A 24,202-nucleotide genomic window follows, 5' to 3' on the forward strand; every position below is an offset into this window, starting at 1 on the left:
CAGCAGTATCAAAATGCTCAAATCATGAGCAAAGATCTTGATTATAAGAGCAGCAGGTTAAGCGCAATCGCTCAGACGCTCGGCCTGCCTATCGATCAACTATTTTTAGGCGGCGATAAAATTGACGGATTGTTTGATGTGCATGAATGTATTCGACTTTATTTGGCCATCCAAACCGAAGACGGCCGCAGGCGTGCCATCGATTTTCTTCGTCAGATCGTAGACGACGAGCAGCCCTAGCCAAGGTCCGCAATCCACCATCAGCAGTCATTCCTGATTCGAGCCAGTCGTCCTCACCTCCTCGCCTACCCCCGCGGCTTCGGCGCCGCCTTCCCCGCCTGCCCCGGCGGCTGCGCACACCCCGCCTGCTTGCCCTTGGCACCATCATCCTTGCCGCCCGGCACGAACATCGCCGAGACACGCCCACCCGCGACCGGGTCCATGTTCGCCCGGCCGGTATTCATGTCGTAGACGAGGCGCGAGCCGCGGGTGACGTTCTGGCACTGGCTCAGGACCACGTTGCCGGTCAGCACGACGCGGTTGGCCACCCGGTCGAACACCGCGTTGTCGCCGCTCGCCACCTGGTCCTTCGACACCACCGTGACCGGGCCGGCGCAGACCACCTGGCGGATCGCGCTGCCGTCGGTCGGGTCGGCGGACTTTTCGGCTTTCTCCACCTTGGGCTCGGGCTTGGCCTCGACCTTCACGGCCTTCTCGACGGGCTTGCCGTCGACGGGCTTGGCCTCCGCCGGCTGGGCGATGGAGGCCTTCGCGTCGGGCTTCGCCTCAGGCTTCGCCTCGGCCGCCTTGCCCTTCGGCTCCTTCTCCTTGCGCTGGTAGTGCACGGTCATGCTGGAGCAGCGGATCGTGCTCTCGCCCTGCACCGCCACGACGTTGCCGGCAAAGATCGCCTTGTTCTCGCGGTCGAACACGTCGAGGCGGTCGGCGTCGATCTTGATCGGCTCCTTGCCGCCGCCGCTGCCGAAGGCGCCGAAGCCGGAGCCCGCTTCCTTCTTCTTGGCGGCGGGCGCAGCCGGGGTCTCGGCCCGCGGGGCGGAGGGGAGGGCGAGGGCCGCGACGGTGAGGCAGCCGAGCGCCGCGAGGGCCGGGAGACGGGGACGCACGCTCAATCGTCCTTGATCTGGGCCTCGGTGGTCCGCAGGTGCGGATCCTCGTCCGTAGGCGCGTGATTGCTGAAGACCGCCTTGACGTTGCCGACGAACGAGATGGTCTTGCCGTTCTCGGTCACGTCGAGGCCGTCGGCCTTGATCGAGCCGGTCGGCATCGTGACGGTGACCGCCTCGCGCGAGTGCATCGTGCCGGCCTTGAAGTCGACATGGGCCGAGGTCAGCCGCGCCTCCTGGCCCTTGTCGGTCCAGAGGCGGATGTGCTGGCTCAGGTCCAGCGCCTCCTTCTGGGTGTCGAAGACCCCGGCCGTCGCCTCGATATGGGCGAGGCTCCCCGATTCGTCGGTGGTGAGGCGCCCGAGCATGCTCTGCAGCTCGATGACGAAGGGCTTCCTCACGTCCTGCAGCGCGGCCTTCGCCGTGACGACGTAAGGGCGGTTGTCCTTCGAGCGATACCCTGAGAGCCGCGGGCTCTCCATCGTCACCTTCGAGCCCGAGACGCCGATCGAGCCGAGGCTGACCGAGACGCCGAGATCGGCGAAGGGGTTGAGCCAGGTGCCGACCACGATCGCGAGCCCTGCCGCACCCGCCCCGAGGGGGATCGCGCGGCGCAGCCAGCGCACCTGGGCGCTGTGCCGGCGCGCCCTCGCATGGGCGCGCAGGCGCCGGGGATCGAGGCCCTGGGAGGGGAGCGCGTCGAGCGGGGAAGCGTGCTGCAAGGGGGAAGCGTGCTGCAAAGTCCTGGCCGCCTGCATCGTGCCGACATCCGGCGCGGGACGCGCGGGACGTTGAGCCCCCGTGCCCCGGCGCGGTGTCGAAGTTATGGCCGCGAGGTTAACAGAACCGCCAGGCTTGCGTCTCGCGCCTCAGCTATGCGCGAAGATGTCGGTTTCGTCCCATTCGAGCAGGTCGAGGCGGGAGCGGGTCGGCAGGAAGTCGAAGCAGGCCTGGGCCATCGCGGTCCGGTCCTCGCGGGCGAGCATCAGGTCGAGCCGCTCGCGCAGGGCGTGCAGGTGCAGCACGTCGGACGCCGCGTAGTCGACCTGCGCCTGGGTCAGGGTCTCGGCGCCCCAATCCGAGGATTGCTGCTGCTTCGACAGGTCGACGCCGACGAGCTCGCGCACCAGGTCCTTCAGGCCATGCCGGTCGGTGTAGGTGCGGGCGAGCCGCGAGGCGATCTTGGTGCAGTAGACCGGGCCCGGCATCACGCCGAGGCGATGGTAGAGCACCGCGAGGTCGAAGCGGGCGTAGTGGAAGATCTTGGTGACGGCGGGATCGGCGAGCACGCGCTTGAGCACCACCGGCTCGGGGCCGGCCTTCGGGATCTGCACCAGGTCGGCCTCGCCGTCGCCGCGGGAGATCTGCACCACGCAGAGCCGGTCGCGATGGGGCTGGAGGCCGAGGGTCTCGGTGTCGATCGCGATGGCCGGGCCCGGCACGTAATCGTCGGGCAGGTCGCCGCGGTGCAGGCGGTGGGGCATGGGCGGGGTGTCCGGGGAAGCGCGTGTCTGCCCCGGCGCCTACCACCCCTCCCGGAAGCCGGCAAGGATCGCGGGCGCTCAGCTCTTCTGGCGGGCGATGACCTTGTCCTTGATGTCCTCGTAGACGTTCGACGGGACGATCTTCTTCGACAGGAGCTCGTCCTTGCCGCGATAGGGCCGGCCCTTGATGATCGCCTCGGAGCGCGCCGCGCCGATACCCTTCAGGGTCTCGAGCTCCTGCTTCGAGGCGCTGTTGAGGTCGAGGAGGGCGGGCTTGGCCGCCTGGGTGGCCGGGGCGGCGGCCTTGGGCGCCTCGGGCGCCCTCGGGGCGGTGGGCGCCGTCGGCGCCGGGGCCGTGGGAGCGGGCCGGGTCGCCGGGGTCGAGGTCGCCGGGGTCTGGGCCAGGGCCGGCGCCTGGATCAGGGCGGGGCCCGCGGCCAGCAGGGCGGTCAGCGCCAGGGCGCGGGTCAGGCGGGGAAAGCGCGTCATCGGGAAAGCTCCGATCGTGCCGCCCTCGGGGTCCCGGATCTGGGCTGTCCGGAGCGGCTGGCCCCATCATGCGGCCTTCGCCGTTGAACGGCAGCTTAATACGTGTATGACGCAGGCCAGCGGTTTTCCGGGGTGCGCGGTTTTCTGGGCCGGTCCCCTAGCCAGGGCGGCGCGTCTCCTCTATAGACCCCGCTCCGATCAGGATCGCGACGCGCGCGGCGGCTCCGCCCGGGGGCCTCTACGCGCCTGTTTTGTTGCACGGGAAGTAGTTCCAATGGCCGTTCCGAAGCGAAAGACCTCTCCGTCGCGGCGCGGCATGCGCCGCTCCGCCGACGCCCTCAAGGCCCCGACCTACGTCGAGGACAAGGATTCCGGCGAGCTGCGTCGCCCGCACCACATCGACCTGAAGACCGGCATGTATCGCGGTCGCCAGGTCCTGAAGGTCAAGTCCGACGCGTGACCCGGCGTGGCGGCGCTCCCGCGCCGCCGATGACCGGCACGGGATGACGGCGCCCCTCGCGGGCGCCGTTCTCGTTTGCGGGCTCAGAACTTTGCGGGCTCAGAACGGGCGCTTCCCGGCCCGCCACAGCCACAGGGCGGTGAGTGCCAGTGTCAGCGCCGCGACGGCGCCGGTCGGGCCCAGCCCGTCGCCGCCGCCGGATCCGACGCCGGCATGCCCGAGGGCCCGCACCAGGAGCGGGCCGGCGATCTGCCCGGCCGCGAAGGCGGCGGTCATCCGGGCGAGCAGCGGCGTCGGATCGTCGGGGCGCGCCTCGCGCGCCCATTGCAGCCCCGCCATCGTGGCGATCATGAAGGTGCCGCCGACGAGCACCGCCGAGGCCGCCACCGCCCACAGGGCGTGGATCGCGAGCGGCAGGGCGGTACCGAGCGCCATGATCCCCTGTGCCGCCGCCCACAGCCGCCGCCGCGGCACCCCCGCGAGGCGGCGCGCCGCGACCGCGACCGACGCCAGGGCGGCGAGGCCGAAGAGCGGCCAGGCGAGGCCGAAGACCAGCGGATCGGGCGTCAGTTCCCGCGCCATCGCCGGCAGGAACGTCGCCGGCACGATGTAGCCGAAGCCGAAGGCGCCGTAGCACAGGATCGGTCCCGCCTCGCCGCCGGCCGGCCCGCGCGCCACGGCGGCGCCCTCGCGCTCCGATGGCTCGGGCGGGATCGTGCCCTGCCGGCGCACGAGGCCCGCGACGAGCCCGGCGCCCACGGCCGCCAGCAGGCCGAGCTCGAGCCACAGACGCGCCGCCGGCTGGCCCCCGCCGAGCCAGGCGAGCGCGCCCGCGAGGGCGATGCCGAGGCCCACCCCGGTATAGATCCAGGCGCCCCGCCGGGGCGCGTGCCGCCGGGCGAGCTCGGCGAGGCACCAGCCGCTGGCGCAGACGAGCGCCCAGGCGCTGAAGACGCCCGCCGCCGCCCGCAAGGTCGGCCCCAGGATCGCCGGGGCGGGGTCGCCCGCCGCGGCCATCGCGAGGGTCGTCAGCGCCACGCCGCCGAGGCTCAGGATCAGCCCGCGGCCGGGACGGCCGGAGAACCGCGCCGCGGTCAGGGCGCCGGCGAGATAGCCGGCATAGTTCGCCGCCGCCCATTCCGCGCCGGCCGCCGCGCTCAGGCTGCCGTCGCGCACCATCAGCGGCAGCAGCGGCGTGAAGGCGAACCGGCCGACGCCCATGGCGACGGCGAGGGCGAGGATCCCGGCGGCGACGATCGGCCAGGTCGTCGGCGGTGAGGCCGCCGGAGGCGCGGCGGAGCGGGCGAGGGGAGGCGAGATCGTGCTCATTGCCGCATCCAACACCCGTACATTCATCTTGGAAAATGAATTTCCGAGACGTATCGTTCTTGCCATGAGAACGATGGATCTCGACGACCTGCACATCTTCCGCAGCGTGGTGCGCGAGGGCGGGGTGACGCGGGCCGCGGAGCGCCTCAACCGGGTGCCGTCCAACGTCACGACCCGGATCAAGCAGTTCGAGGAGCGCCTGGGGATCGCCCTGTTCCGCCGCGAGGGGCGCTCGCTCACCCTCACGGAGGCCGGCCGCACCCTGCTGGGACATGCCGATAAGCTGCTGCACCTGGCGGATCTCGCCGAGCGGGAGCTGCGGGGCGGCGGCGTGCGCGGCACCCTGCGTCTCGGCTCGCTGGAGAGCGCTGCCGGGGCCCGGCTGCCGCCGATCCTGTCGGCGTTCCACGCGCGCTATCCCGACGTCACGATCGAGCTGCAGACCGGCACGACCCGGGCGATGCTGCGCCAGCTCGAGCGCCACGAGGTCGAGGCCGCCTTCGTGTCCGAGCCGTTCGAGCGCGGCGCGCTGTCGTCGGTGCCGGCCTTCGACGAGGAGCTGGTGCTGATCACCGCCCTGGGCGCCGCGGAATCCGCGCGGACCCGGACCGTGGTGGCGTTTCCGCACGGCTGCTCCTACCGCCAGCGCCTGTTCGCGTGGCTCGCCGAGGAGGGCCGGTCGCCCGAGCGGATCCTGGAGATGAGCTCGTACCACGCCATCGTGGCCTGCGTGGCCGCCGGCACCGGCGCGGCCCTGGTTCCGGCCGAGGTGCTCGATCACGCGGTGCTCGGCAGGACGGTCGCGCGCCACACCCTGCCGGCCCATCTGCGGCGCAACCGCACGCACCTCGTCTGGCCGGACGCGGCCAGCCCGCCGCTGCGCGCCCTGATGGCGCTGCTGCCGCCGGCGGAAGGGGAGCCTGGCGCGGGCGCCTGAACGATCGGGCCGCCGAATGCCGGGTTCAGCCGCCTTCCCCGGCGGCCGCGTAACGCTGCGAGGCCACCCGCGAGCGGTCGAGCCGCGACGGCCGCAGGGTGCCGCCCGGCCCGTCGATCAGATGCACCAGGAAGGTCGCCAGCGGCCGGGCCGGCACCGCCTGGGCGGGGGACGCGGCCTCGGTCGGGACGAGGGCCCGGCCGGTCGTGTCCGGGCCTGGGACGGGCGTGTCGGGGTGGGACATGGCGGGGGCTCCGCGAAGCGACGACGCATCAACGCCGCAAGCCGCCTGCCGTGTTCCCGCCGCGTCCTTCGTCCCGACGCGGCTACTTCTTGGCCAGGGCCTCGAGGCGGTTCTGCATCTCGGCCATCTGGCGCTTGAGGTCGTCGAGCTCGCCCTTCGGGGCGGGCGCGGCCGCCGGCGCCTCGGCCGGCTTGTCGTCGGCGCCGGGCTGGCCGCCGGGGCCGAACGGCGTGAACATCCGCATGGCCTCGTTGAAGAAGCTCATGTTGGCGCGCACCTGCTCCTCCATCGCGTGCTGGAAGGCGGTGGGGCCGAAGGTCTGGGACATCTTCTCCCGCAGGCCGTCCTGCTCGCGGGCGAGGTGGTGCATGGAATGCTCGAGGAAGCTCGGCACCATCGCCCGCATGCTGTCGCCGTAGAAGCGGATCAGCTGGCGCAGGAAGGCCACCGGTAGCAGGTTCTCGGCCCCGGCCTTGTTCTCCTGCTCGAAGATGATCTGGGTCAGCACCGAGCGGGTGATGTCCTCGCCCGACTTGGCGTCGTAGACCACGAAATCCTCGCCGGCCTGCACCATGGCGGCCAGGTCCTCGAGGGTGACGTAGGTCGAGGTGCCCGTGTGGTAGAGACGCCGGTTGGCGTACTTCTTGATGACGGTGGGTGTCGACTTGCCGCTGTCCGCCATCGGTACGCTGTCTCCCTGTTGGCGAACCCGGCGGGAATGGGACGGCGCCGGGCGAGCCGAATTTTCACCGGTTCTCATGATCCGACCTTAAGGCCTTCGTGTGCCGGCGAAAACAGCAATCTGACTGCCGTCCACGCAAACTGGCCGCGCTGCCAGCGCGAGAACCGGCCGGGCGCGCCTTGACTTCGTGGAGGGCAACGCTTTCATCCAGGCCAAAGCGCGCGGGAGCGCCGGCAGGAAGCCGGCCGGCGGCCCGCGACGCTGGGTGAGGATGCAAGAGGAGAGGCGCATGGCCGAGAAGGCAGATATCGTCATCGTGGGGGCCGCCCGCACCCCGGTGGGCTCGTTCAACGGGGCCTTCGCCACCGTGCCGGCCCACAAGCTCGGCGCGGTCGCCATCAAGGCGGCGCTCGAGCGCGCCAAGGTCTCCCCCGAGGAGGTCGACGAGGTGATCTTCGGCCAGGTGCTGGCCGCGGGCGAGGGCCAGAACCCGGCCCGCCAGGCCGCCATGGCCGCCGGCATCCCGCAGGAGAAGACCGCCTGGGGCCTCAACCAGCTCTGCGGCTCGGGGCTGCGCACCGTCGCGGTCGGCATGCAGCAGATCGCCAACGGCGACGCCGACATCATCGTGGCCGGCGGCCAGGAATCGATGTCGATGGCCCCCCACGCCCAGTACCTGCGCGGCGGCCAGAAGATGGGCGACCTCAAGCTCGTCGACACGATGCTGAAGGACGGCCTGATGGACGCCTTCAACGGCTACCACATGGGCAACACCGCCGAGAACATCGCCCAGCAGTGGCAGCTGACGCGCGAGGAGCAGGACGCCTTCGCGGCCCGCTCGCAGAACAAGGCCGAGGCCGCCAAGAAGGACGGCCGCTTCAAGGATGAGATCGCCCCGGTCACGGTGCCCGGCCGCAAGGGCGACGTGGTCGTCGACACCGACGAGTACATCCGCGAGGGCGCGACCCCCGAGGGCATGGCCAAGCTCAAGCCCGCCTTCTCGAAGGAGGGCACCGTCACCGCCGGCAATGCGTCGGGCATCAACGACGGCGCCGCCGCCCTGGTGCTGATGTCGGCGGCGGAAGCCGAGAAGCGCGGCCTCAAGCCGCTCGCCCGCATCGCCTCCTGGGCCACCGCCGGCGTCGACCCGAAGATCATGGGCACCGGCCCGATCCCGGCCTCGCGCAAGGCCCTCGAGAAGGCCGGCTGGAAGGCCTCCGACCTCGACCTGATCGAGGCCAACGAGGCCTTCGCGGCGCAGGCCCTCGCGGTCAACAAGGACCTGGGCTTCGACGATTCCAAGGTCAACGTGAACGGCGGCGCCATCGCCATCGGCCACCCGATCGGCGCGTCGGGCGCCCGCGTCCTCGTCACCCTGCTGCACGAGATGCAGCGCCGCGACGCCAAGAAGGGCCTCGCCACGCTCTGCATCGGCGGCGGCATGGGCGTCGCCATGTGCCTCGAGCGCTGAGGCCGCAAGCTCGGTTGCCCGGGGCGCCAAGTCGCGCCGGGCGCTGATATTTCATCTCCGGGACGGAGGCGGCCGGGAGCCCGGCCGCCTGATCCCAGTTAGTACTTTAAGAAGCGGGACAGCACCCGCCTTCATTGTGGAACGGCCGCTTTCCGTAACGTATCGAGGGAAGTGCGCCGAGGGATGGATATCGCTCGAACGCTTGTGAGGAGAGGGCACATGGCAGAACGCGTCGCACTGGTCACCGGGGGCACGCGCGGCATCGGCGCTGCGATCTCGAAGGGTCTGAAGGCGGCCGGCTACAAGGTGGCGGCCAATTACGGCGGCAACGACGAGGCCGCGCAGGGCTTCAAGGCCGAGACCGGCATCCCGGTCTTCAAGTTCGACGTCGGCGACGCCGCCGCCTGCGAGGCCGGCATCCGCGCGGCGGAAGGAGAGCTCGGCCCAATCGACATCCTGGTCAACAATGCCGGCATCACCCGCGACGGCATGTTCCACAAGATGACCTTCGAGCAGTGGCAGGCGGTGATCCGCACCAACCTCGACTCGATGTTCACCTGCACCCGTCCGCTGATCGACGGCATGCGCTCGCGCGGGTTCGGCCGCATCATCCTGATCTCGTCCATCAACGGCCAGAAGGGCCAGATGGGCCAGACCAACTACTCCGCCGCCAAGGCCGGCGTGATCGGCTTCGCCAAGGCCCTGGCCCAGGAGAACGCCAACAAGGGCATCACCGTCAACGTGATCGCGCCGGGCTACATCGGCACCGAGATGGTGAAGGCGATCCCCGAGGAGGTGCTGAAGGCCAAGATCCTGCCGCACATCCCGGTCGGCCGTCTCGGCGAGGCCGAGGAGATCGCCCGCGCGGTCGAGTTCCTGGCCGGCGAGCAGGCGGGCTTCATCACCGGCTCGACCCTGACGATCAACGGCGGCCAGTACTTCGCCTGATCGGGGATCGGGGACGCCGGGCGGCGCCCCCGCTTCCGACACCCGACGTCATCCCGGGGTTCGGCGCCGCCGAGAAACCGGGATCCATATCCGCTGACAACGCCACACGAGGCGGTCGGCGTTCCGCTTCATCCGGCGGCGTCAGCGGTTCTGCATCCCGGGTTCCGCTTCGCGGCCCCGGGATGACACCGAGAATGTCGGCTTCGTGGTGGGAGCAGGACGACGTCTCCCGTCCGACACCTCACTGCGTCAGCGGGCACCCGCTCGCCTTGGCGGACAGGAACGCCTTGTCGCCGGGAATCGTCGCCAGCAGCTTGTAGTAGTCCCACGGCGCCTTCGACTCGGCCGGCGTCTTGACCTGGAACAGGTACATGTCGTGGACCATGCGGCCATTGGCCTGCACCGTGCCGCCGCGGCCGAAGAAGTCGTCGACCTTCAGCTCGCGCATCTTGGCCGCCACCGCGTCGGTGTCGTCGGTACCGGCGGCCTTCACGGCCTTGAGGTAGTGCAGCACCGACGAGTAGGTGCCGGCCTGGATCATGTTCGGCATCTTGCCGGTCTTGGCCATGAACCGCTTGGCGAAGCCCCGGGCCTGGTCGTCGAGGTCCCAGTAATAGCCCTCCGTCAGGACGATGCCCTGGGCCGCCTTGAGGCCGAGGCCGTGCACCTCGGAGAGGGTGAAGAGCAGGGCCGCGAGGCGCTGGCCGCCCTGGACGATGCCGAATTCCGCCGCCTGCTTGATCGCGTTCGAGGTATCGAGCCCGGCATTGGCGAGCCCGATGATCTTGGCGCCCGACCCTTGCGCCTGCAGCAGGAAGGACGAGAAGTCCTGGGCGCTCAACGGGTGGCGCACCGCGCCCACCACCTTGCCGCCCTTCTGGGTCACATACTGGGTGACGTCGGCCTGGAGCGCGGTGCCGAAGGCGTAGTCGGCGGTGAGGAAGAACCAGGTGTCGCCGCCGGTCTCGACCAGCGAGCCGCCGGTGCCCACTGCCAGCGCGTGGGTGTCGTAGGCCCAGTGGAAGCCGTACGGCGTGCATTGCTTGCCGGTGAGGTCCGAGGTCGCGGCCCCGTCCACGATGGTGATCTTGCGCTTCTCCTTCGACAGGCCCTGCACGGCGAGCGCCACCGAGGAGGTGGTCAGCTCCATGATCGCGTCCACCTTGTCGGTGTCGTACCATTGCCGGGCGATGTTCGAGGCGACGTCCGGCTTGTTCTGGTGGTCGGCGTCGACGATCTGCACCGGGACGTCGAGGACCTTGCCCCCGAAATCCTCGACCGCCATCTTCGCCGCCTCGACCGAGCCGCGGCCGCCGAAATCGGCGTAGACGCCGGACTGGTCGTTGAGGATGCCGATCTTCACCACGCCGTCGGAGGCGCCCTTCGGCGCGGCGGTCTGGGCCTGCGCCGCGACCGCGAGGACGAGACCCGCGGCGAGCGCGGTGGTGTGGGCAAGCGCCCGGCTCAAGCGTGTCATGGTGTTCCTCCCCGGCCGACGTTGCGGCCGCATCCCGAGTGCCTTGCCAGGTGCCGGTACCGAATGGCAGCACGGCAGCTAGGGCGCTGCCGGGACGGGAATCAAGCGGCGTCCCGGGTTTGCGCCCCCCGTCTTTCGCCGCACGGCCAAGTTTGGGCCGGCGCGCCCGCTGCCTTTTGGGTGCACGGCTCCCTATATGGGCCTATAAGGCGCCCGCGGCGCGCGCCACTACCGCTACGATCGATCGCAGGTTCACGATGCTGGGTTCCCTTGCCAAGAAGATCTTCGGGTCGTCCAACGACCGCCGGGTGAAGGGATACCGACCCCGCGTCCAGGCCATCAACGCCCTCGAGCCCGAGCTGGCGGCCCTGTCCGACGAGGCCCTGCGCGCCCGCACCGACGCGCTCAAGGCCGAGCTCGCCGCCGGCAAGACCCTCGACGACATCCTGGTCCCGGCCTTCGCCACCGTGCGCGAGGCGGCCAAGCGCGTGCTCGGCCAGCGCCACTTCGACGTGCAGATGATCGGCGGCATGGTGCTGCACGAGAGCGGCATCGCCGAGATGAAGACCGGCGAGGGCAAGACCCTGGTGGCGACGCTCGCCACCTACCTCAACGCCCTGTCGGGCAAGGGCGTGCACGTCGTCACGGTCAACGACTACCTCGCCCGCCGCGACGCGGAGTGGATGGGCCGGGTCTACCGCTTCCTGGGGCTCACCACCGGCATCATCGTCCACGGCCTCGACGATGCCGAGCGCAAGGCGGCCTACGCCTGCGACATCACCTACGGCACCAACAACGAGTACGGCTTCGACTATCTTCGCGACAACATGAAGTACGAGCTGGGCCAGATGGTCCAGCGCGGCCACAACTTCGCGATCGTCGACGAGGTCGACTCGATCCTGATCGACGAGGCGCGCACCCCGCTCATCATCTCCGGCCCGATCGACGACCGCTCGGACCTCTACGTCTCGATCGACGCGGTGATGCCGCGGCTGGTGCGCGAGGATTACGACCTCGACGAGAAGCAGCGCACCGTCTCGCTGACCGAGGCCGGCAACGAGCACATCGAGGAATTGCTGCGCGAGGCCGGCATCCTCAAGGAGGGCGACCTCTACGACGCCCACAACGTCACGCTGGTCCACCACGTCAACCAGGCGCTGCGCGCCCACACCCTGTTCACCCGCGACAAGGACTACATCGTCCGCAACGACGAGGTGGTGATCATCGACGAGTTCACCGGCCGCATGATGCCCGGCCGGCGCTACTCGGAGGGGCTGCACCAGGCGCTCGAGGCCAAGGAGCGGGTCGAGATCCAGCCCGAGAACCAGACGCTCGCCTCGATCACCTTCCAGAACTACTTCCGGCTCTACAAGCACCTCGCCGGCATGACCGGCACCGCCTCGACCGAGGCCGACGAGTTCCAGGAGATCTACAACCTCGAAGTGGTCGAGATCCCGACCAACAAGGAGGTCGAGCGCGTCGACGAGGACGACGAGGTCTACCGCACCGTCGACGAGAAATACGCCGCGATCATCAAGGAGGTCGACAAGGCGCATTCGCGTCTGCAGCCGGTGCTGGTCGGCACCGGCTCGATCGAGCGCTCGGAGCACCTCGCGAGCCTCCTGGTCCAGCACGGCTACAAGCCGCTCGACTACAGCGACCCGTCGGCGCTCGAGGACGTCTACGCCGCCGCCCGCGAGGGCCGGGTGACCAAGCGCTTCGCGGTGCTGAACGCCCGCTTCCACGAGCAGGAGGCCTACATCGTCGCCGAGGCCGGCGTGCCCGGCGCGATCACCATCGCCACCAACATGGCCGGCCGCGGCACCGACATCAAGCTCGGCGGCAACCTCGACATGCGCATCGAGCAGGAGCTCGCCAACGTCCCCGAGGGGCCGGAGCGCGACGCCCGCATCGCCGCGCTGAAGGCCGAGATCGACCAGAACCGCGCCCGCGTCCTGGCCTCGGGCGAGCCCGCCGACCCGGCCGCCGGCCGTAAGGTCGCGCTGCCGGGCGGCCTCTACATCGTCGGCACCGAGCGCAACGAGAGCCGACGCATCGACAACCAGCTCCGCGGCCGCTCCGGCCGCCAGGGCGATCCCGGCCGCTCGAAGTTCTACCTCTCGCTTCAGGACGACCTGATGCGGATCTTCGGCTCCGACCGCATGGACGGCATGCTCCAGCGCCTCGGGCTCGAGGAGGGCGAGGCGATCATCCATCCCTGGATCAACAAGGCGATCGCCAAGGCGCAGCAGAAGGTCGAAGCGCGTAACTTCGACATGCGCAAGAACGTGCTCAAGTACGACAACGTCATGAACGACCAGCGCAAGGTCGTGTTCGAGCAGCGCCGCGAGTTCATGGCGCAGGACAGCGTGCGCGAGACCGTCGACGAGATGCGCCAGGGCGTGGTCGAGGACGTGGTGGCGCGGCACGTGCCGGAGGACGCCTATCCGGAGCAGTGGGACATCACCGGGCTTCGCGAGAGCGTGACCCGCGACCTCAACCTCGACGTGCCGGTCGAGGACTGGGCCAAGGAAGAGGGCATCGCCGACGAGGAGATCCGCGAGCGCCTGCGCAAGGCCGCCGACGAGGCTTACGCCGAGCGCACCGCCCGCAACACGCCCGAAGTGATGGCCTACGTGGAGAAGCAGGTGCTGCTCCAGAGCCTCGACCACCTCTGGCGCGAGCACCTCGTGACCCTCGACCACCTGCGGCAGGTGATCGGCTGGCGCGGCATCGCCCAGCGCGATCCGCTCAACGAGTACAAGTCCGAGGCGTTCGACCTGTTCAACAGCCTCGTCGGCTCCTTGCGCGAGCAGGTGACCGGCCAGCTGATGCGGGTCGAGATCATGTACCAGGAGCCCGAGCCGCAGGGCCTGCCGCCGATGTTCGCCCAGCACCTCGACCCCGTCACCGGCGAGAACGAGTTCGCCTACGCGGAGGGCGCGGCCGGGGGAGGGGGCGGCGCCTACGAGTATGCCGGCCAAGCGCTCAATCCCGATGCGCCGGTGCTGGAGCGCAACCCCGACGACGCCGCCACCTGGGGCCGCGTCGGCCGCAACGAGCCCTGCCCGTGCGGCTCGGGCAAGAAGTACAAGCACTGCCACGGGCGGTTCGCGGCGGACGAGACGACGTCCGTGTGATCCGTCCGGACGAGGACAGGGCGCTCCTCCCCTCTCCCGTGTGGGAGAGGGGACCCCGTGCCCTATGAGTAGTCAGGGCAGATCAGGCGGAACCGGGATCTGTTTCTACAGCCTCTTTCAACGAGAAAGGGGAGGCCGTTCGGCCTCCCCTTTCTCGTTCGCAGCGGACCCGACCGCCCGCAGGCGGCCCGCTCCCCCTCACGCCGTCCGGCGCAGCGGGTAGGACGGCATCGCGACCTCGGCCGCGGCCCGGTCCTGGGCCACGATCACTTCCGGCACGCCGGCCGCCTCGGCGGTGTCGAACAGGCCGACGAGGCGCGGGTCGTCGGCCTCGGCGTTCGAGGCGATCACCACCGCGTCCATCCAGGCGGCGAGCGCGCTCACCAGCGGCCCGGTCTCGGCCTCGAAGCCGCCGCCGAGGCAGGCGATCACCCAGTCATAGGCCTCGCCGAGGGCGTCGAAGGTGAGGCCGAGCGCGTCGTGCCCGGCGACCAGCGCCTCGGCCGGGCCGGTGCCGCGGCCGATCAGGTTCAGGCGCGGGCCGGCATCGGGCTGGATCACGGTCATGAAGTCCGCGCGCCCGGCGACGAGGTCGGTCAGGCCAGGGCGTGCTCCCGACGGGCCGTCGAGGCGCACCATCAGGGCGCGGCCGTGCAGGGCGGCCGCGCGGCCGAGGCTGCGGGCGAGGCCGTCGAGATCCGCCTCGTCGCCGGTGCCGACGAGCAGCACCCGCCGTCCGCCGCCCGCGGTCTCGACCGCGTCGAGCCGCGCCACCAGCACGTCGAGGTCGTAGCGCGCCTCGAACGGCAACGGGACGGCCGGCGCCGGAGCCTGCGCCACGGCCGGGGCCGCTGCGGGCGGAGTCGGCGCGACGACCGGGATCGGCTCGGCGGTCGGGGCCGGTTCCGGCGCGAGGGCGGCGGAGGCCGCCGCGGGCATCGCCGGGGCGGCGACCGGGGCCGCCACGAAGGGAGCGTCGGGCATCGGCTCGGCCTCGGGCCGGCGCAGGGGCGGGCGGCCGCGGCCGCGGCCGGGCGGGTCGCCGGCGAGCAGCGCCTTCGCCACCACGCCGCCGATGGCGAACAGGAAGGCGATGACGGTGGAGAACAGGATGATCGGCAGCTTCTTGGGGAAGGAGGGCAGGTCGGGCACGACCGCCCGCGAGACCACGCGGGCATCGGCCGGCGCGGCGCTCGCGGCATCGCGGGCCGCGGCCTCGCGGAAGCGGCCGAGATAGGATTCGAGCTGCTCGCGCTGGGCCTTCGCCTCGCGCTCCAGGGCGCGCAGCTCGACCTCGTCGCCGTTCGCCTTGGCGACGACGCCGCGCTGGCCGTCCACCGTCGCCTGCAGGCTCTCGACCCGGCTGCCGGCGATGCGGGCATCGTTCTCGAGCGTGCGCACCGCGCGGTCGGCGGCGGCGCGGATCTGCGTCTCCAGGCCCTCGAGCTGGGCGCGCAGCTCCTTCATCCGGGGATGCTGCGGCAGCAGGGTGCGGGCCTCAAGGGCGAGCTGCGCCTTCAGGCCGATGCGCTGCTCGACGAGGCGGCGGATCAGCTCGTTGTTGGCGACGTCCGGGATCTCGAAGCCGCGGCCGTCCTTCATCATCTCACGGATCAGCTTGGCCTTGGCGGCGGCATCGGCCTGGGCGGCGCGGGCCTGGGTCAGCTGGGTCGAGAGCTCGGCGAGCTGCTGGGCGGCGAGCGGCTGGTTGGTCGTGCCGCCGCTGCCGATGAGCCCGTTGCGGGCCCGGAACGCCTCGACCTTCCCCTCGGCCTCCGCGACGCGGCTGCGCAGGGTGTCGATGTTGGAGCCGAGCCAGGTCGAGGCGTAGCGGGCGGTGTCGACCTTCGCGGCGGCGAGCGAGGACAGGTAGAGGTCCGAGATCAGGTTGGCGGCCCGGGCCGCGAGCTCGGGATCCTTCGAGCGGAACTCGACCGTGAGGATGCGCGACTTGCCGGCCGGATAGACCAGGAGCCGCTCGTAGTACTTCTCGAGCACCCGGTCGACCGGCTCGCGGTCGAGGGGGTTCTGGGCGAGGCCGAGCATCACCAGCACCTGCTGGAGACCGCCGACGCCCTGGACCATGGGATCGAATTCGGGGTTGCCGACGAGGCCGAGCCGCTTGATCGCCTCGCGGGCGATGTCGCGCGACATCACCACCTGGACCTGGCTCGCCACCGCCTGCTCGTCGATCGGCTGGGGCAGCTCGCCGCGGTCCTGCTGCAGCCGCGTCAGCGCGCTGTCGCGGCTCTCGAGCAGGAGCTTGGCCTCGGCGGTGTAGCGCGGCGCCACCACGTGCACGAAGGCGACGGAGAGCCCGAAGGCGGCGAGCGTCGGCAGCAGGATGACGAGCCAGCGCCGCCGCAGCAGGCGGCCGACATCGCCGAGGCTCAGGCCGTCCTCGCCCCCGTCGGAGCGGCGCTCGCGGGAGGGACCCGGATCGCCGGGACCTTTGCGGCCCGTCCCGGCGAGGCGGTCGGGCAGGCGGGCATGCGACCGCTCGGCGAAGGGGAAGACGCGGGGCATGGGGGACCGTCGGTCGGGACGCGGAAAAGAGTCGGCCCGAGACGGGCCTGGCCGCGAGAACACCCGATTAAGGTTGCGGGCGGGTTAAGGGCCCGGCGCCGCCGACGATCCGGGTCCGGACGGGCGGATCGCGAGTGAGACTTCATTAACCACGGCAACCTAGTCATGGGGACAGCCTCGGGGGTCGACACCCCGTCGACACGATTTGGACTGGCCGGAAGCGATGAACCGACGCGCCCTCCTCACAGGCATGGCGACGACCGTGGCGACCACCGTCGCGCTCGGCGGCTGCCTGCGGCCGGAATACCGCACCGCGCTCCTCGACGAGACCGGGACCGGCTCGGTCGGCGCCGCCTACTCGCTGGCCGCCGGCGACAAGCTGCGGGTGATCGTGTTCGGGCAGGACAACCTCTCGAACATTTACGCGGTCGACGGGGCCGGGCGCATCGCCATGCCGCTGATCGGCCCGATCAAGGTCGCGGGCGGCAGCACCGCCCAGGCCGCCCGCGCCATCGAGGCGCGCCTGCGCGAGGGGTTCGTGCGCGAGCCCCACGTCACGGTCGAGGTCGACGTCTACCGGCCGTTCTTCATCCTGGGCGAGGTCACGACCTCGGGCCAGTATCCCTACGTGAGCGGCATGACGGTCGAGACCGCGGTGGCGATCGCGGCGGGTTTCGGCCCCCGTGCCGCCCGCGACTACGCCGTGCTCACCCGCGAGGGACCGACCGGCCTCGTCTCCGGCATCGTCCCGATGACCTACCCGGTCCGTCCCGGCGACACGATCGTCGTCAAGGAGCGCTGGTTCTGAAACCTGACGCTCCGCGCAGGCGGGCTCGACTTGCAACGGTTCGACTTGCGACGGTTCGACTTGCGACGGTTCGACTTGCACCGGTTCGACTTGCGCTGACCGACGGTTAACCACGCGGCCAGCGATCGCGGCTTGGACTTACATGTCGAGCCGCTGCCTTAACCTCCCGGCCACGGGACTCGGGCGAGATGGACGGTGCCGCGCGCCGCGGCGTCGTCATCCGTCTCGAGGATCAAGAGCCGTGGCCGCCTCCCATCTCCGCCTCGCCGCTGGCCTGCCGCCGGACGCCGTGCCGGCGCCCGCCCCGACCGCGAGGCCGGCGCGCGCCCCGCGCGAGCGGATCCTGCACGTCTTCCGCGCCCCGGTCGGCGGCCTGTTCCGCCACGTCCTCGACGTCGCGCGGCTGCAGGCCGAGGCCGGCCACGCGGTCGGGCTGTTCTGCGACGCCAGCACCGGGGGCGCCCGGGCCGAGGCGACGCTGGCCGAGCTGGCGCCGCTCCTCACGCTCGGGGTCACCCGGGTGCCGATGCGCCGCAACCCGCATCCGAGCGACCTCGGGGCCCTCGCGGCTTTGTCGGCCCTCGTGCGCCGCGCCGCGCCCGGCGTGCTGCACGGCCACGGCTCGAAGGGCGGCCTGTTCGCCCGCCTGGTCCCGGCCGGCGCCGGTCCCGCGCGCCCGGTCCGGGCCTACACGCCCCACGGCGGCAGCTTCAACTACCGCCCCGGCACGCCGCTGCACCGCCTCTACATGCTGGCCGAGCGCGTGCTGACGCGGCGCACCGACGTGTTCCTGTTCGAGAGCGACTACATCGCCGGGCGCTACCGGGCCTATGTGGGCCCGACCGACCGGCTGGTGCGGGTGGTCCACAACGGCATCGGCGCGGCGGAATTCGCCCCGATCCTTCCCGCCCCGGAGCCGCTCGACCTCGTCTATATCGGCGAGCTGCGCGAGGCCAAGGGCGTGCCGGTGCTGTTCGAGGCCCTGGCGCGCCTGCGCCGGGAGCACGGCCGGCGCCTGACCCTGCTGGTGGTCGGCTCGGGGCCGGACGAGGCGGCCTTGCGCCGGCGCGTCGCCGATCTCGGCCTCGCGCCGGACGTGCAGTTCGAGCCGCCGCAGCCGATCCGCGCCGCCCTGAGCCGCGCCACCGTGATGGTGGTGCCCTCGCTCGCCGAATCGCTGCCCTACGTGATCCTGGAGGCGGCGGCCGCCGCCCAGCCCCTGGTCTCGACCGATGTCGGGGGCATCCCGGAGATCTTCGGGCCCGCCGCTCCCGCCCTGGTGCCGCCGCGCGACGCCGCCGCCCTCGCGGCGGCGATCCTGCGCAAGGTCGACCAGGATCAGGACCGGCGCCGCGGCGAGGCGGCGGCGCTCAGCGCCTTCGTCCGCTGCCGCTTCTCGATGGACCGGATGGCGGAGGACGGGCTTGCCGGCTACGCCGCCGCCCGGGACCGGCGCGCGTGACGGGCGCCGGAACCGATTCGATTTTCAACAATCTCTTCGGGGTCGTCTTAAGCCTTCCGTTAGAGCCGGCGGGCAGGCTCGCGACCCGGAACATCGATCGACGCGGGGCCGCGTGCGCCGCGAACCGAGACCAGAGCCGTGTCGTGAGAGCCTTGTCATGAGTGCGTTCGACGTCCGCGACATCCTGAAGACCGTGGCGGCCGACCCCCAGGGCCGCGAGGCGGTGCCGCCCGCCGAGACGATGGCGCCGGTGCGGCCGGACCCGGCGGTGTCGCCGGTGGTGTTCACCGGCTGCGTCCGGGCGATCGAGTTCGTCCTCGTGGCGCTCGCCGGCCTGTGCGCCCAGCGCTGGCTCCTCGCCGGCGTGGTGCCGCTGCACCTGGGCTACGTCGCGGCGATCCTCGGCCTCGCCGCCCTCGACGTGCTGGTGCTGCAGGCGCTGGGCGCCTACGGCATCCGGGCGTTCCGGGCCTTCTTCAGCGTCGGCGCCCGGGTGGTGCTCGGCTGGTCGCTGGTGGTGCTGCTGGCCGCCACCGTGCTGTTCTTCGCCAAGGTCGGCGACCAGTATTCGCGGCTGTGGCTTCTGAGCGTCTACGGGTCCGGCCTGGCGCTGCTGGTGGCCGAGCGCCTGGTGCTGGCGATGGTGGTGAGCGCGCAGATGCGCCGCGGCCGCTTCGACCGGCGCGTCGCCGTCGTCGGCGGCGGCGAGCCGGCCGAGGCGCTGATCCGGGCGATCGAGGCGCAGGGCGATTCCGGCCTCAAGGTGGTGGGCCTGTTCGACGACCGCAGCGACGGCCGCTCGGCCGACGTGGTGGCGGGCTATCCCAAGCTCGGCACCGTCAGCGACCTCGTCACCTATGCCCGGCGCACCAAGGTCGACCTGATCGTGTTCACGCTGCCGATCTCGGCCGAGGCGCGCATCCTGCAGATGCTGTCGAAGCTCTGGGTGCTGCCGGTCGACATCCGCCTCTCGGCCCACGCCTCGAAGCTTCGCTTGCGCCCGCGCAGCTACTCCTATCTCGGCTCGGTGCCGGTGCTCGACGTGTTCGACCGGCCGATCGCCGACTGGGACGTGGTGGTCAAGGGCGTGTTCGACCGCGTGGTCGGCACCCTGCTGCTGATCCTGCTCTCGCCGGTGATGCTGGCGGTCGGGCTCGCGGTGAAGCTGACCTCGCCGGGCCCGGTCTTCTTCCGGCAGAAGCGCCACGGCTTCAACAACGAGGTCATCGACGTCTACAAGTTCCGGTCGATGTACATCGACCAGTGCGACTACACCGCCGCCAAGGTCGTCACCAAGGGCGATCCGCGGGTGACCCGGGTCGGCCGCTTCATCCGCAAGAGCTCGCTCGACGAGCTGCCCCAGCTCCTCAACGTGGTGAAGGGCGACCTCTCCCTCGTCGGGCCGCGCCCGCACGCGCTCCAGGCCAAGGCCGCCAACACCCTCTACGACCAGGTCGTCGACGGCTACTTCGCCCGTCACAAGGTCAAGCCCGGCATCACCGGCTGGGCCCAGATCAACGGCTGGCGCGGCGAGACCGACACCAACGAGAAGATCCAGCGCCGGGTCGAGCACGACCTCTACTACATCGAGAACTGGTCGGTGTTCTTCGACCTGCAGATCCTGGCGATGACCCCGCTCGCTCTGTTCAAGACCGAGAACGCCTATTGAGCCGGGGGGCGGGGGAGGGCGCGTGCGCTCCTCCCCGACCGGTCATTCGGCGGTCGCGTCCACCGTCAGCCGGTCGAAGATCTTGCCCGGGCTCGGGGCGGTGCTAAAATCCATCAGCCCGAGGCCCGCCGGATCCTTGGCGGCGGCGCTGACCGAGAGCCGGCCGGGCTTGACCACGAAGCGCGACACCGCCTGCCCGAGCGCCTTGGCGGAAGGCGAGCCGCCGAGCACCGCCGGGATGCCGAGCATCGCGGCGGTGCCGTATTCCCGCTGCAGCTCCTCCGGCTTGAGGCTCTGGGCCTTGGCCTGCTGGTCGACGAAGCGCTGGAACAGCCCGCCATTCTCGAGCGTGAGCCCGAGGGACTTGGCGGTGGCGCCGAGCAGCGCCAGGGACGACACCATCGGCTCGGGGTCGAACACCTCCTTGCCGATCCCGCCGATCGTGCCGGTGATCCGGGCGGTGCCCATGTCCTTGCCGGTCAGCGTCACGTCGCGGACGGTCACCTCCCGGGCCGCCTCGTCCCAGCGGATATCGGCCTGCCCCGAGAGGTCGAGAGCGGTGTAGCCGAGGCCGGCGAGGTCGGACAGGACCGGCGCCGTGGTGCCGGGCGGCACCGCGCAGGTGAAGCCGTCGACGGCGAGGCGCGAGGCGGTCGGCACGCCGTCGCGCGGCTCGCTCATCGCGAGGTTGGCCTTGCGCACGGCGAAGCGCACCGGGCCCGAGGCGGCCATCGGATCTCCGGCCGGGGGCGAATCCTTCGCGGCCTGGGCCGGCAGGTCGACGTCGAGGTCCTGCAGGGCGATCATGCCGAGGGACGGGGCGTAGCGGCGCATCTCGGCCGGGTCGAGCGGGCCGGCGGCGGCGCGGCGCAGGCCCTCCAGCATCGGCTTGAGCGACAGGCCGGAGAGGGACAGCCCCTTGAGGGCGACGCGGCCCGCCGGGGCGTCGACCGCCAGGCCCTCGGCCTTGACGAGGCCGGTGCCGGTCTCGGGCGCGTAGGTCAGGCGGGCGAGGCTCGCCTGGACGGGCATCGGGCGGGCGCCGGGCCCGCCGGGGGCCGCGAGCGTGATGCCGCTGATCTCGAGCCCGCCGAGGCCGATCCCGTCGAGGAGATCGGCGGCGAGGCCCGCCATGCGCGCCCGCTCCGGCGCTGCGGGCTTGGCATCGCCCTTGGCCCCCGCCTCGCTCAGGGCCCGCGCCGTCTCGCCCCACGGGATCGTGGTCGGCCGGCCGGTGAGGTCGCGGGCGTCGATGCGGGCGATGCGGAAGGCCGTCCCGTCGGGGCCGGTCAGCGCGATGTCCTCGGCGGTGATCCCGCCGTAGAGGCGGATCGGCGCCGCGTCCGGGCCGCCGGCCTCGGTGAACAGGCGCGCGAGGCCGGGCAGGTCGATCTCGCGGGCGCTCAGGCGGCCATAGGCGCCGGCGGCGTCGGGGCCCGGCCCCTCGACCGTCAGGGTGGCGCCGCCGGCCTCCAGCGTGCCGATCCGGCCGGCCGAGACGTCCCGGGCGACGACGTCGTGGTAGACCGCGACCTGGACCCGCCCGCCCGCCGGCTGCTCGACGCGCAGGACCGGGATCACGATCTCGCGGGCGGAGAGCCTGTCGAGGCGGGTCCGCCACGGGGCGGGACCGGCCGGATCGAGGATGGCCCGCACCTCGTCCCGCGACAGGCCGGTGCCGCGCAGCTCGAGCTTCGGCGCCTTCAGGGTCACGGGACCGAGCGGGATCACGACCTCGTCGAGGGCGACCGTCGCGTCCTGTGCCGGGGAGCCTTGCGCGAGCGCCGGGCCGGCGAGGAGCGGCACGGCCGCCGGCAGGCCGGCGGCGAGCGTCGCGCAGGCAAGGACACCGAGCGCGGCCCGGGCCACGCCCGTTGTGAGTGAGCGGGTCATGGCGGAGCGTCCCGGGATGGAGAGAGCGAAAGCGGGGCCTAGAGCGAGAACGAAGTGCCGCAGCCGCAGGAGGCGGTGGCCTGCGGGTTCTCGATCTTGAACGACTGGCCGATCAGGTCGTTGACGAAGTCGATCGTCGCGCCTTCCATGTACGGCAGCGAGGTCGGATCGACCAGCACCGTGGCGCCGTCCTGCTCGACCGCGAGGTCGTCGCTGGCACGGTCCTGCGCGATGTCGAAGGCGTATTGGAACCCGGAGCAGCCGCCGCCATTCACGCTGATGCGCAGCATCGAGCCGGGCGGCTCGGAGCCCATGATCTCGTTGATGCGGCGGGCGGCGCGGGACGTCAGGGTGATCGGGGTCATCGACGGCTTCTCGGGTGGGGGTCCGGCGTGCGATGGCAACATAAGAATTGAGAGCGTGCGCCGCAACAGCGGCGCGCGAACGCTCATGGAGGGCCTGCCCCGCAACAGCGGCGCAGGGGGATGCAGGCAGGGGGCTGGAACGTGAAACGGACAGGCGAGCGCTGGCGGGCCCCCTACGGCAGCGACCCGTTCGCGTCGCGCGGGCGGCTGATCCCCGAGGCGGCCTCGCCGACCCGCACCGACTTCCAGCGCGACCGCGACCGGATCGTGCATTCCGCCGCCTTCCGGCGCCTCAAGCACAAGACGCAGGTCTTCGTCCACCACGAGGGCGACCATTACCGCACCCGCCTGACCCACACCCTGGAGGTGAGCCAGATCGCCCGGGCACTCGCCCGGGCGCTCGGCCTCGACGAGGACCTGGCCGAGGCCCTGGCGCTCGCCCACGACCTCGGCCACACCTGCTTCGGCCATACCGGCGAGGACGCGCTGCACGCCTGCATGGCCGGGCATGGCGGCTTCGACCACAACGCCCAGGCCCTGCGTCTCGTCACCCGGCTGGAACGCCGCTACGCCACCTTCGACGGGCTCAACCTGACCTGGGAGACGCTGGAGGGCCTCGTCAAGCACAACGGCCCGCTCCTGACGCAGGCCGGGGCGCCGACGCCGCACTACGCGAAGACCGGCATCCCGGTGGCGATCACCGAGTACGACGCGATCCACGACCTGGAGCTGTCGACCTTCGCCGGACCCGAGGCCCAGGTCGCGGCGCTCGCCGACGACATCGCCTACGACGCCCACGACCTCGACGACGGGTTGCGCGCCGACCTGTTCTCCCTCGACGACCTGACCGAGGTACCATTCCTCGCCGGCCTCCTCGACGAGATCCGCCGCACCTATCCGGGGCTGGAGCGCTCGCGGGTGGTGCACGAGCTCGCCCGCCGGGTCATCACCCGCTTCGTCGAGGACGTGATCGCCGAGGCCGAGCGGCGCCTCGCCGCCCTGCAGCCGGCCGACGCCGCCGCGATCCGCCACGCCTCCGCCCCGGTGGTCGCCTTCTCGGAGCCGATCGCGGCGGCCGACCGGGACATCAAGACCTTCCTGTTCGCCCGGATGTACCGCCATCCCGGCGTGATGGCGGTGCGCCGCCGCGCCGCCGCGATCGTCGAGGACCTGTTCGCCACCTTCCGCGAAGACCCGACCCGGATGCCCGAGGAGTGGAGTGCCGGCCTCACCGGTCCCGACGACCCCCGCACCCCCCGCCGCGTCGCCGACTTCATCGCCGGCATGACCGACAACTACGCGGTCAGCCAGCACCGCCGGCTGTTTTCCGAGACGCCGGACCTGCACTGGGTGATCTGGCCGGGGTTGGAGGGGTGAGGGCGACTGATCCTCGTGACCTCGTGTTCTGCGTGATCCCACCCACGACCTCATCCTGAGGTGTCGGTCCATCCCTGATGGACTGACCTCGCAGGGGCTCTCCCGATGGCCCGATGATTTCCGAAGCCCTCCTTCGAGGTCGATCGATCTCCGATCGACTGACCACGGTCCACGACACCGCGACCTCGGCCCGACCATAGGGGCGGACGATCCTCGTAAGCCTCCCCCTTTCCCGGACGACTGCAACGAAGTGGAAGGAGATCCGGGATCCAGCGAAAAAAGTGCCGCGAAGCGGCTCGATATTCTGCAGCGTTGCA

21 protein-coding genes are annotated in these 24,202 nt (G+C 71.3%); 10 read left to right on the top strand and 11 right to left on the bottom strand.

Features of this window, described 5'->3' with window-relative positions; all coding sequences use genetic code 11:
* Window positions 1-24 precede the first annotated feature (24 nt).
* Window positions 25-240, top strand: coding sequence for a hypothetical protein (locus A5481_RS34275; RefSeq protein WP_156311690.1), 216 nt, complete (start codon window positions 25-27; stop codon window positions 238-240).
* A 65-nt stretch (window positions 241-305) separates the two neighbouring features.
* Here the strand turns inward: A5481_RS34275 and A5481_RS27600 are convergent, their stop codons facing one another.
* From A5481_RS27600 to A5481_RS27615, 4 genes are all read right to left on the bottom strand, one after another.
* The gene (locus A5481_RS27600) at window positions 306-1,124 is read right to left on the bottom strand and encodes an LptA/OstA family protein (RefSeq protein WP_048431899.1); all 819 of its coding nucleotides are present in this window, start codon (window positions 1,122-1,124) and stop codon (window positions 306-308) included.
* A 2-nt stretch (window positions 1,125-1,126) separates the two neighbouring features.
* Complete coding sequence (gene lptC / locus A5481_RS27605) at window positions 1,127-1,846, bottom strand: LPS export ABC transporter periplasmic protein LptC (protein ID WP_245298670.1); 720 nt, start codon at window positions 1,844-1,846, stop codon at window positions 1,127-1,129.
* Between the two features lie 147 nt (window positions 1,847-1,993).
* The gene (locus tag A5481_RS27610; RefSeq protein ID WP_048431897.1) at window positions 1,994-2,608 is read right to left on the bottom strand and encodes a ribonuclease D; all 615 of its coding nucleotides are present in this window, start codon (window positions 2,606-2,608) and stop codon (window positions 1,994-1,996) included.
* Between the two features lie 78 nt (window positions 2,609-2,686).
* The gene (locus tag A5481_RS27615; protein ID WP_082172915.1) at window positions 2,687-3,097 is read right to left on the bottom strand and encodes a ComEA family DNA-binding protein; all 411 of its coding nucleotides are present in this window, start codon (window positions 3,095-3,097) and stop codon (window positions 2,687-2,689) included.
* Between the two features lie 274 nt (window positions 3,098-3,371).
* On the opposite strand from A5481_RS27615, the gene rpmF reads away from it, so the two are divergent.
* Window positions 3,372-3,557 (top strand): 50S ribosomal protein L32, encoded by a 186-nt coding sequence (gene rpmF / locus A5481_RS27620; protein ID WP_048425702.1) that lies wholly within the window; start codon window positions 3,372-3,374, stop codon window positions 3,555-3,557.
* Between the two features lie 99 nt (window positions 3,558-3,656).
* Here the strand turns inward: rpmF and A5481_RS27625 are convergent, their stop codons facing one another.
* Window positions 3,657-4,886: a YbfB/YjiJ family MFS transporter gene (locus A5481_RS27625; RefSeq protein ID WP_048431896.1), complete on the bottom strand. Its 1,230-nt coding sequence runs from the start codon at window positions 4,884-4,886 to the stop codon at window positions 3,657-3,659.
* Between the two features lie 73 nt (window positions 4,887-4,959).
* Between A5481_RS27625 and A5481_RS27630 the strand changes: the two genes are divergently transcribed.
* On the top strand, window positions 4,960-5,823 hold the full coding sequence (locus A5481_RS27630; RefSeq protein ID WP_053082211.1) for a LysR family transcriptional regulator: 864 nt from the start codon (window positions 4,960-4,962) through the stop codon (window positions 5,821-5,823).
* A gap of 25 nt (window positions 5,824-5,848) precedes the next feature.
* On the opposite strand, the gene A5481_RS27635 is transcribed toward A5481_RS27630, so the two are convergent.
* Window positions 5,849-6,067 (bottom strand): hypothetical protein, encoded by a 219-nt coding sequence (locus tag A5481_RS27635; RefSeq protein WP_048431894.1) that lies wholly within the window; start codon window positions 6,065-6,067, stop codon window positions 5,849-5,851.
* Window positions 6,068-6,149: 82 nt separating this feature from the next.
* A complete protein-coding gene (phaR, locus tag A5481_RS27640; RefSeq protein WP_048431893.1) occupies window positions 6,150-6,749 on the bottom strand; it encodes a polyhydroxyalkanoate synthesis repressor PhaR in 600 nt (199 codons plus the stop codon).
* Between the two features lie 289 nt (window positions 6,750-7,038).
* On the opposite strand from phaR, the gene A5481_RS27645 reads away from it, so the two are divergent.
* Together A5481_RS27645 and phbB are read left to right on the top strand one after the other, a co-directional pair.
* Window positions 7,039-8,220, top strand: coding sequence for an acetyl-CoA C-acetyltransferase (locus A5481_RS27645; protein ID WP_048431892.1), 1,182 nt, complete (start codon window positions 7,039-7,041; stop codon window positions 8,218-8,220).
* A gap of 219 nt (window positions 8,221-8,439) precedes the next feature.
* A complete protein-coding gene (phbB, locus tag A5481_RS27650; RefSeq protein ID WP_048431891.1) occupies window positions 8,440-9,168 on the top strand; it encodes an acetoacetyl-CoA reductase in 729 nt (242 codons plus the stop codon).
* A gap of 241 nt (window positions 9,169-9,409) precedes the next feature.
* Here the strand turns inward: phbB and A5481_RS27655 are convergent, their stop codons facing one another.
* Window positions 9,410-10,645 carry an ABC transporter substrate-binding protein gene (locus A5481_RS27655; protein WP_048431890.1) on the bottom strand — a complete coding sequence of 412 codons (1,236 nt, stop codon included), beginning with the start codon at window positions 10,643-10,645 and terminating at the stop codon, window positions 9,410-9,412.
* A gap of 257 nt (window positions 10,646-10,902) precedes the next feature.
* Between A5481_RS27655 and secA the strand changes: the two genes are divergently transcribed.
* Window positions 10,903-13,785 carry a preprotein translocase subunit SecA gene (secA, locus tag A5481_RS27660; RefSeq protein ID WP_048431889.1) on the top strand — a complete coding sequence of 961 codons (2,883 nt, stop codon included), beginning with the start codon at window positions 10,903-10,905 and terminating at the stop codon, window positions 13,783-13,785.
* Window positions 13,786-13,983: 198 nt separating this feature from the next.
* Here the strand turns inward: secA and A5481_RS27665 are convergent, their stop codons facing one another.
* Window positions 13,984-16,311, bottom strand: coding sequence for an exopolysaccharide transport family protein (locus A5481_RS27665; RefSeq protein ID WP_082172914.1), 2,328 nt, complete (start codon window positions 16,309-16,311; stop codon window positions 13,984-13,986).
* Between the two features lie 223 nt (window positions 16,312-16,534).
* On the opposite strand from A5481_RS27665, the gene A5481_RS27670 reads away from it, so the two are divergent.
* From A5481_RS27670 to A5481_RS27680, 3 genes are all read left to right on the top strand, one after another.
* Entirely contained in the window at window positions 16,535-17,119 is a 585-nt protein-coding gene (locus A5481_RS27670) for a polysaccharide biosynthesis/export family protein (protein ID WP_048431888.1), read from the top strand.
* Window positions 17,120-17,408: 289 nt separating this feature from the next.
* Entirely contained in the window at window positions 17,409-18,581 is a 1,173-nt protein-coding gene (locus A5481_RS27675) for a glycosyltransferase family 4 protein (protein ID WP_245238598.1), read from the top strand.
* Between the two features lie 157 nt (window positions 18,582-18,738).
* A complete protein-coding gene (locus tag A5481_RS27680) occupies window positions 18,739-20,250 on the top strand; it encodes an undecaprenyl-phosphate glucose phosphotransferase (RefSeq protein WP_048431887.1) in 1,512 nt (503 codons plus the stop codon).
* A 42-nt stretch (window positions 20,251-20,292) separates the two neighbouring features.
* Here A5481_RS27680 and A5481_RS27685 read toward each other — a convergent pair whose 3' ends face one another.
* Window positions 20,293-22,143: a hypothetical protein gene (locus A5481_RS27685; RefSeq protein ID WP_048431886.1), complete on the bottom strand. Its 1,851-nt coding sequence runs from the start codon at window positions 22,141-22,143 to the stop codon at window positions 20,293-20,295.
* Between the two features lie 38 nt (window positions 22,144-22,181).
* A complete protein-coding gene (erpA, locus tag A5481_RS27690) occupies window positions 22,182-22,508 on the bottom strand; it encodes an iron-sulfur cluster insertion protein ErpA (protein ID WP_048431885.1) in 327 nt (108 codons plus the stop codon).
* Window positions 22,509-22,649: 141 nt separating this feature from the next.
* Between erpA and A5481_RS27695 the strand changes: the two genes are divergently transcribed.
* The gene (locus tag A5481_RS27695; RefSeq protein ID WP_425339718.1) at window positions 22,650-23,885 is read left to right on the top strand and encodes a deoxyguanosinetriphosphate triphosphohydrolase; all 1,236 of its coding nucleotides are present in this window, start codon (window positions 22,650-22,652) and stop codon (window positions 23,883-23,885) included.
* The last annotated feature ends 317 nt before the right edge of the window (window positions 23,886-24,202 follow it).

Origin of the sequence: Methylobacterium platani (assembly GCF_001653715.1) — a bacterium.
Lineage (GTDB): Bacteria > Pseudomonadota > Alphaproteobacteria > Rhizobiales > Beijerinckiaceae > Methylobacterium > Methylobacterium platani.

Coding starts and splice junctions, on each gene's coding strand:
- A5481_RS27665 (WP_082172914.1), bottom strand. CDS start 16,311: ATGCCCCGCGTCTTCCCCTTCGCCGAGCGGTCGCATGCCCGCCTGCCC.
- phbB (WP_048431891.1), top strand. CDS start 8,440: ATGGCAGAACGCGTCGCACTGGTCACCGGGGGCACGCGCGGCATCGGC.
- A5481_RS27610 (WP_048431897.1), bottom strand. CDS start 2,608: ATGCCCCACCGCCTGCACCGCGGCGACCTGCCCGACGATTACGTGCCG.
- A5481_RS27625 (WP_048431896.1), bottom strand. CDS start 4,886: ATGAGCACGATCTCGCCTCCCCTCGCCCGCTCCGCCGCGCCTCCGGCG.
- A5481_RS34275 (WP_156311690.1), top strand. CDS start 25: ATGAGCAAAGATCTTGATTATAAGAGCAGCAGGTTAAGCGCAATCGCT.
- A5481_RS27685 (WP_048431886.1), bottom strand. CDS start 22,143: ATGACCCGCTCACTCACAACGGGCGTGGCCCGGGCCGCGCTCGGTGTC.
- A5481_RS27655 (WP_048431890.1), bottom strand. CDS start 10,645: ATGACACGCTTGAGCCGGGCGCTTGCCCACACCACCGCGCTCGCCGCG.
- erpA (WP_048431885.1), bottom strand. CDS start 22,508: ATGACCCCGATCACCCTGACGTCCCGCGCCGCCCGCCGCATCAACGAG.
- A5481_RS27645 (WP_048431892.1), top strand. CDS start 7,039: ATGGCCGAGAAGGCAGATATCGTCATCGTGGGGGCCGCCCGCACCCCG.
- A5481_RS27635 (WP_048431894.1), bottom strand. CDS start 6,067: ATGTCCCACCCCGACACGCCCGTCCCAGGCCCGGACACGACCGGCCGG.
- rpmF (WP_048425702.1), top strand. CDS start 3,372: ATGGCCGTTCCGAAGCGAAAGACCTCTCCGTCGCGGCGCGGCATGCGC.
- A5481_RS27615 (WP_082172915.1), bottom strand. CDS start 3,097: ATGACGCGCTTTCCCCGCCTGACCCGCGCCCTGGCGCTGACCGCCCTG.
- secA (WP_048431889.1), top strand. CDS start 10,903: ATGCTGGGTTCCCTTGCCAAGAAGATCTTCGGGTCGTCCAACGACCGC.
- A5481_RS27670 (WP_048431888.1), top strand. CDS start 16,535: ATGAACCGACGCGCCCTCCTCACAGGCATGGCGACGACCGTGGCGACC.
- phaR (WP_048431893.1), bottom strand. CDS start 6,749: ATGGCGGACAGCGGCAAGTCGACACCCACCGTCATCAAGAAGTACGCC.
- A5481_RS27680 (WP_048431887.1), top strand. CDS start 18,739: ATGAGTGCGTTCGACGTCCGCGACATCCTGAAGACCGTGGCGGCCGAC.
- A5481_RS27630 (WP_053082211.1), top strand. CDS start 4,960: ATGGATCTCGACGACCTGCACATCTTCCGCAGCGTGGTGCGCGAGGGC.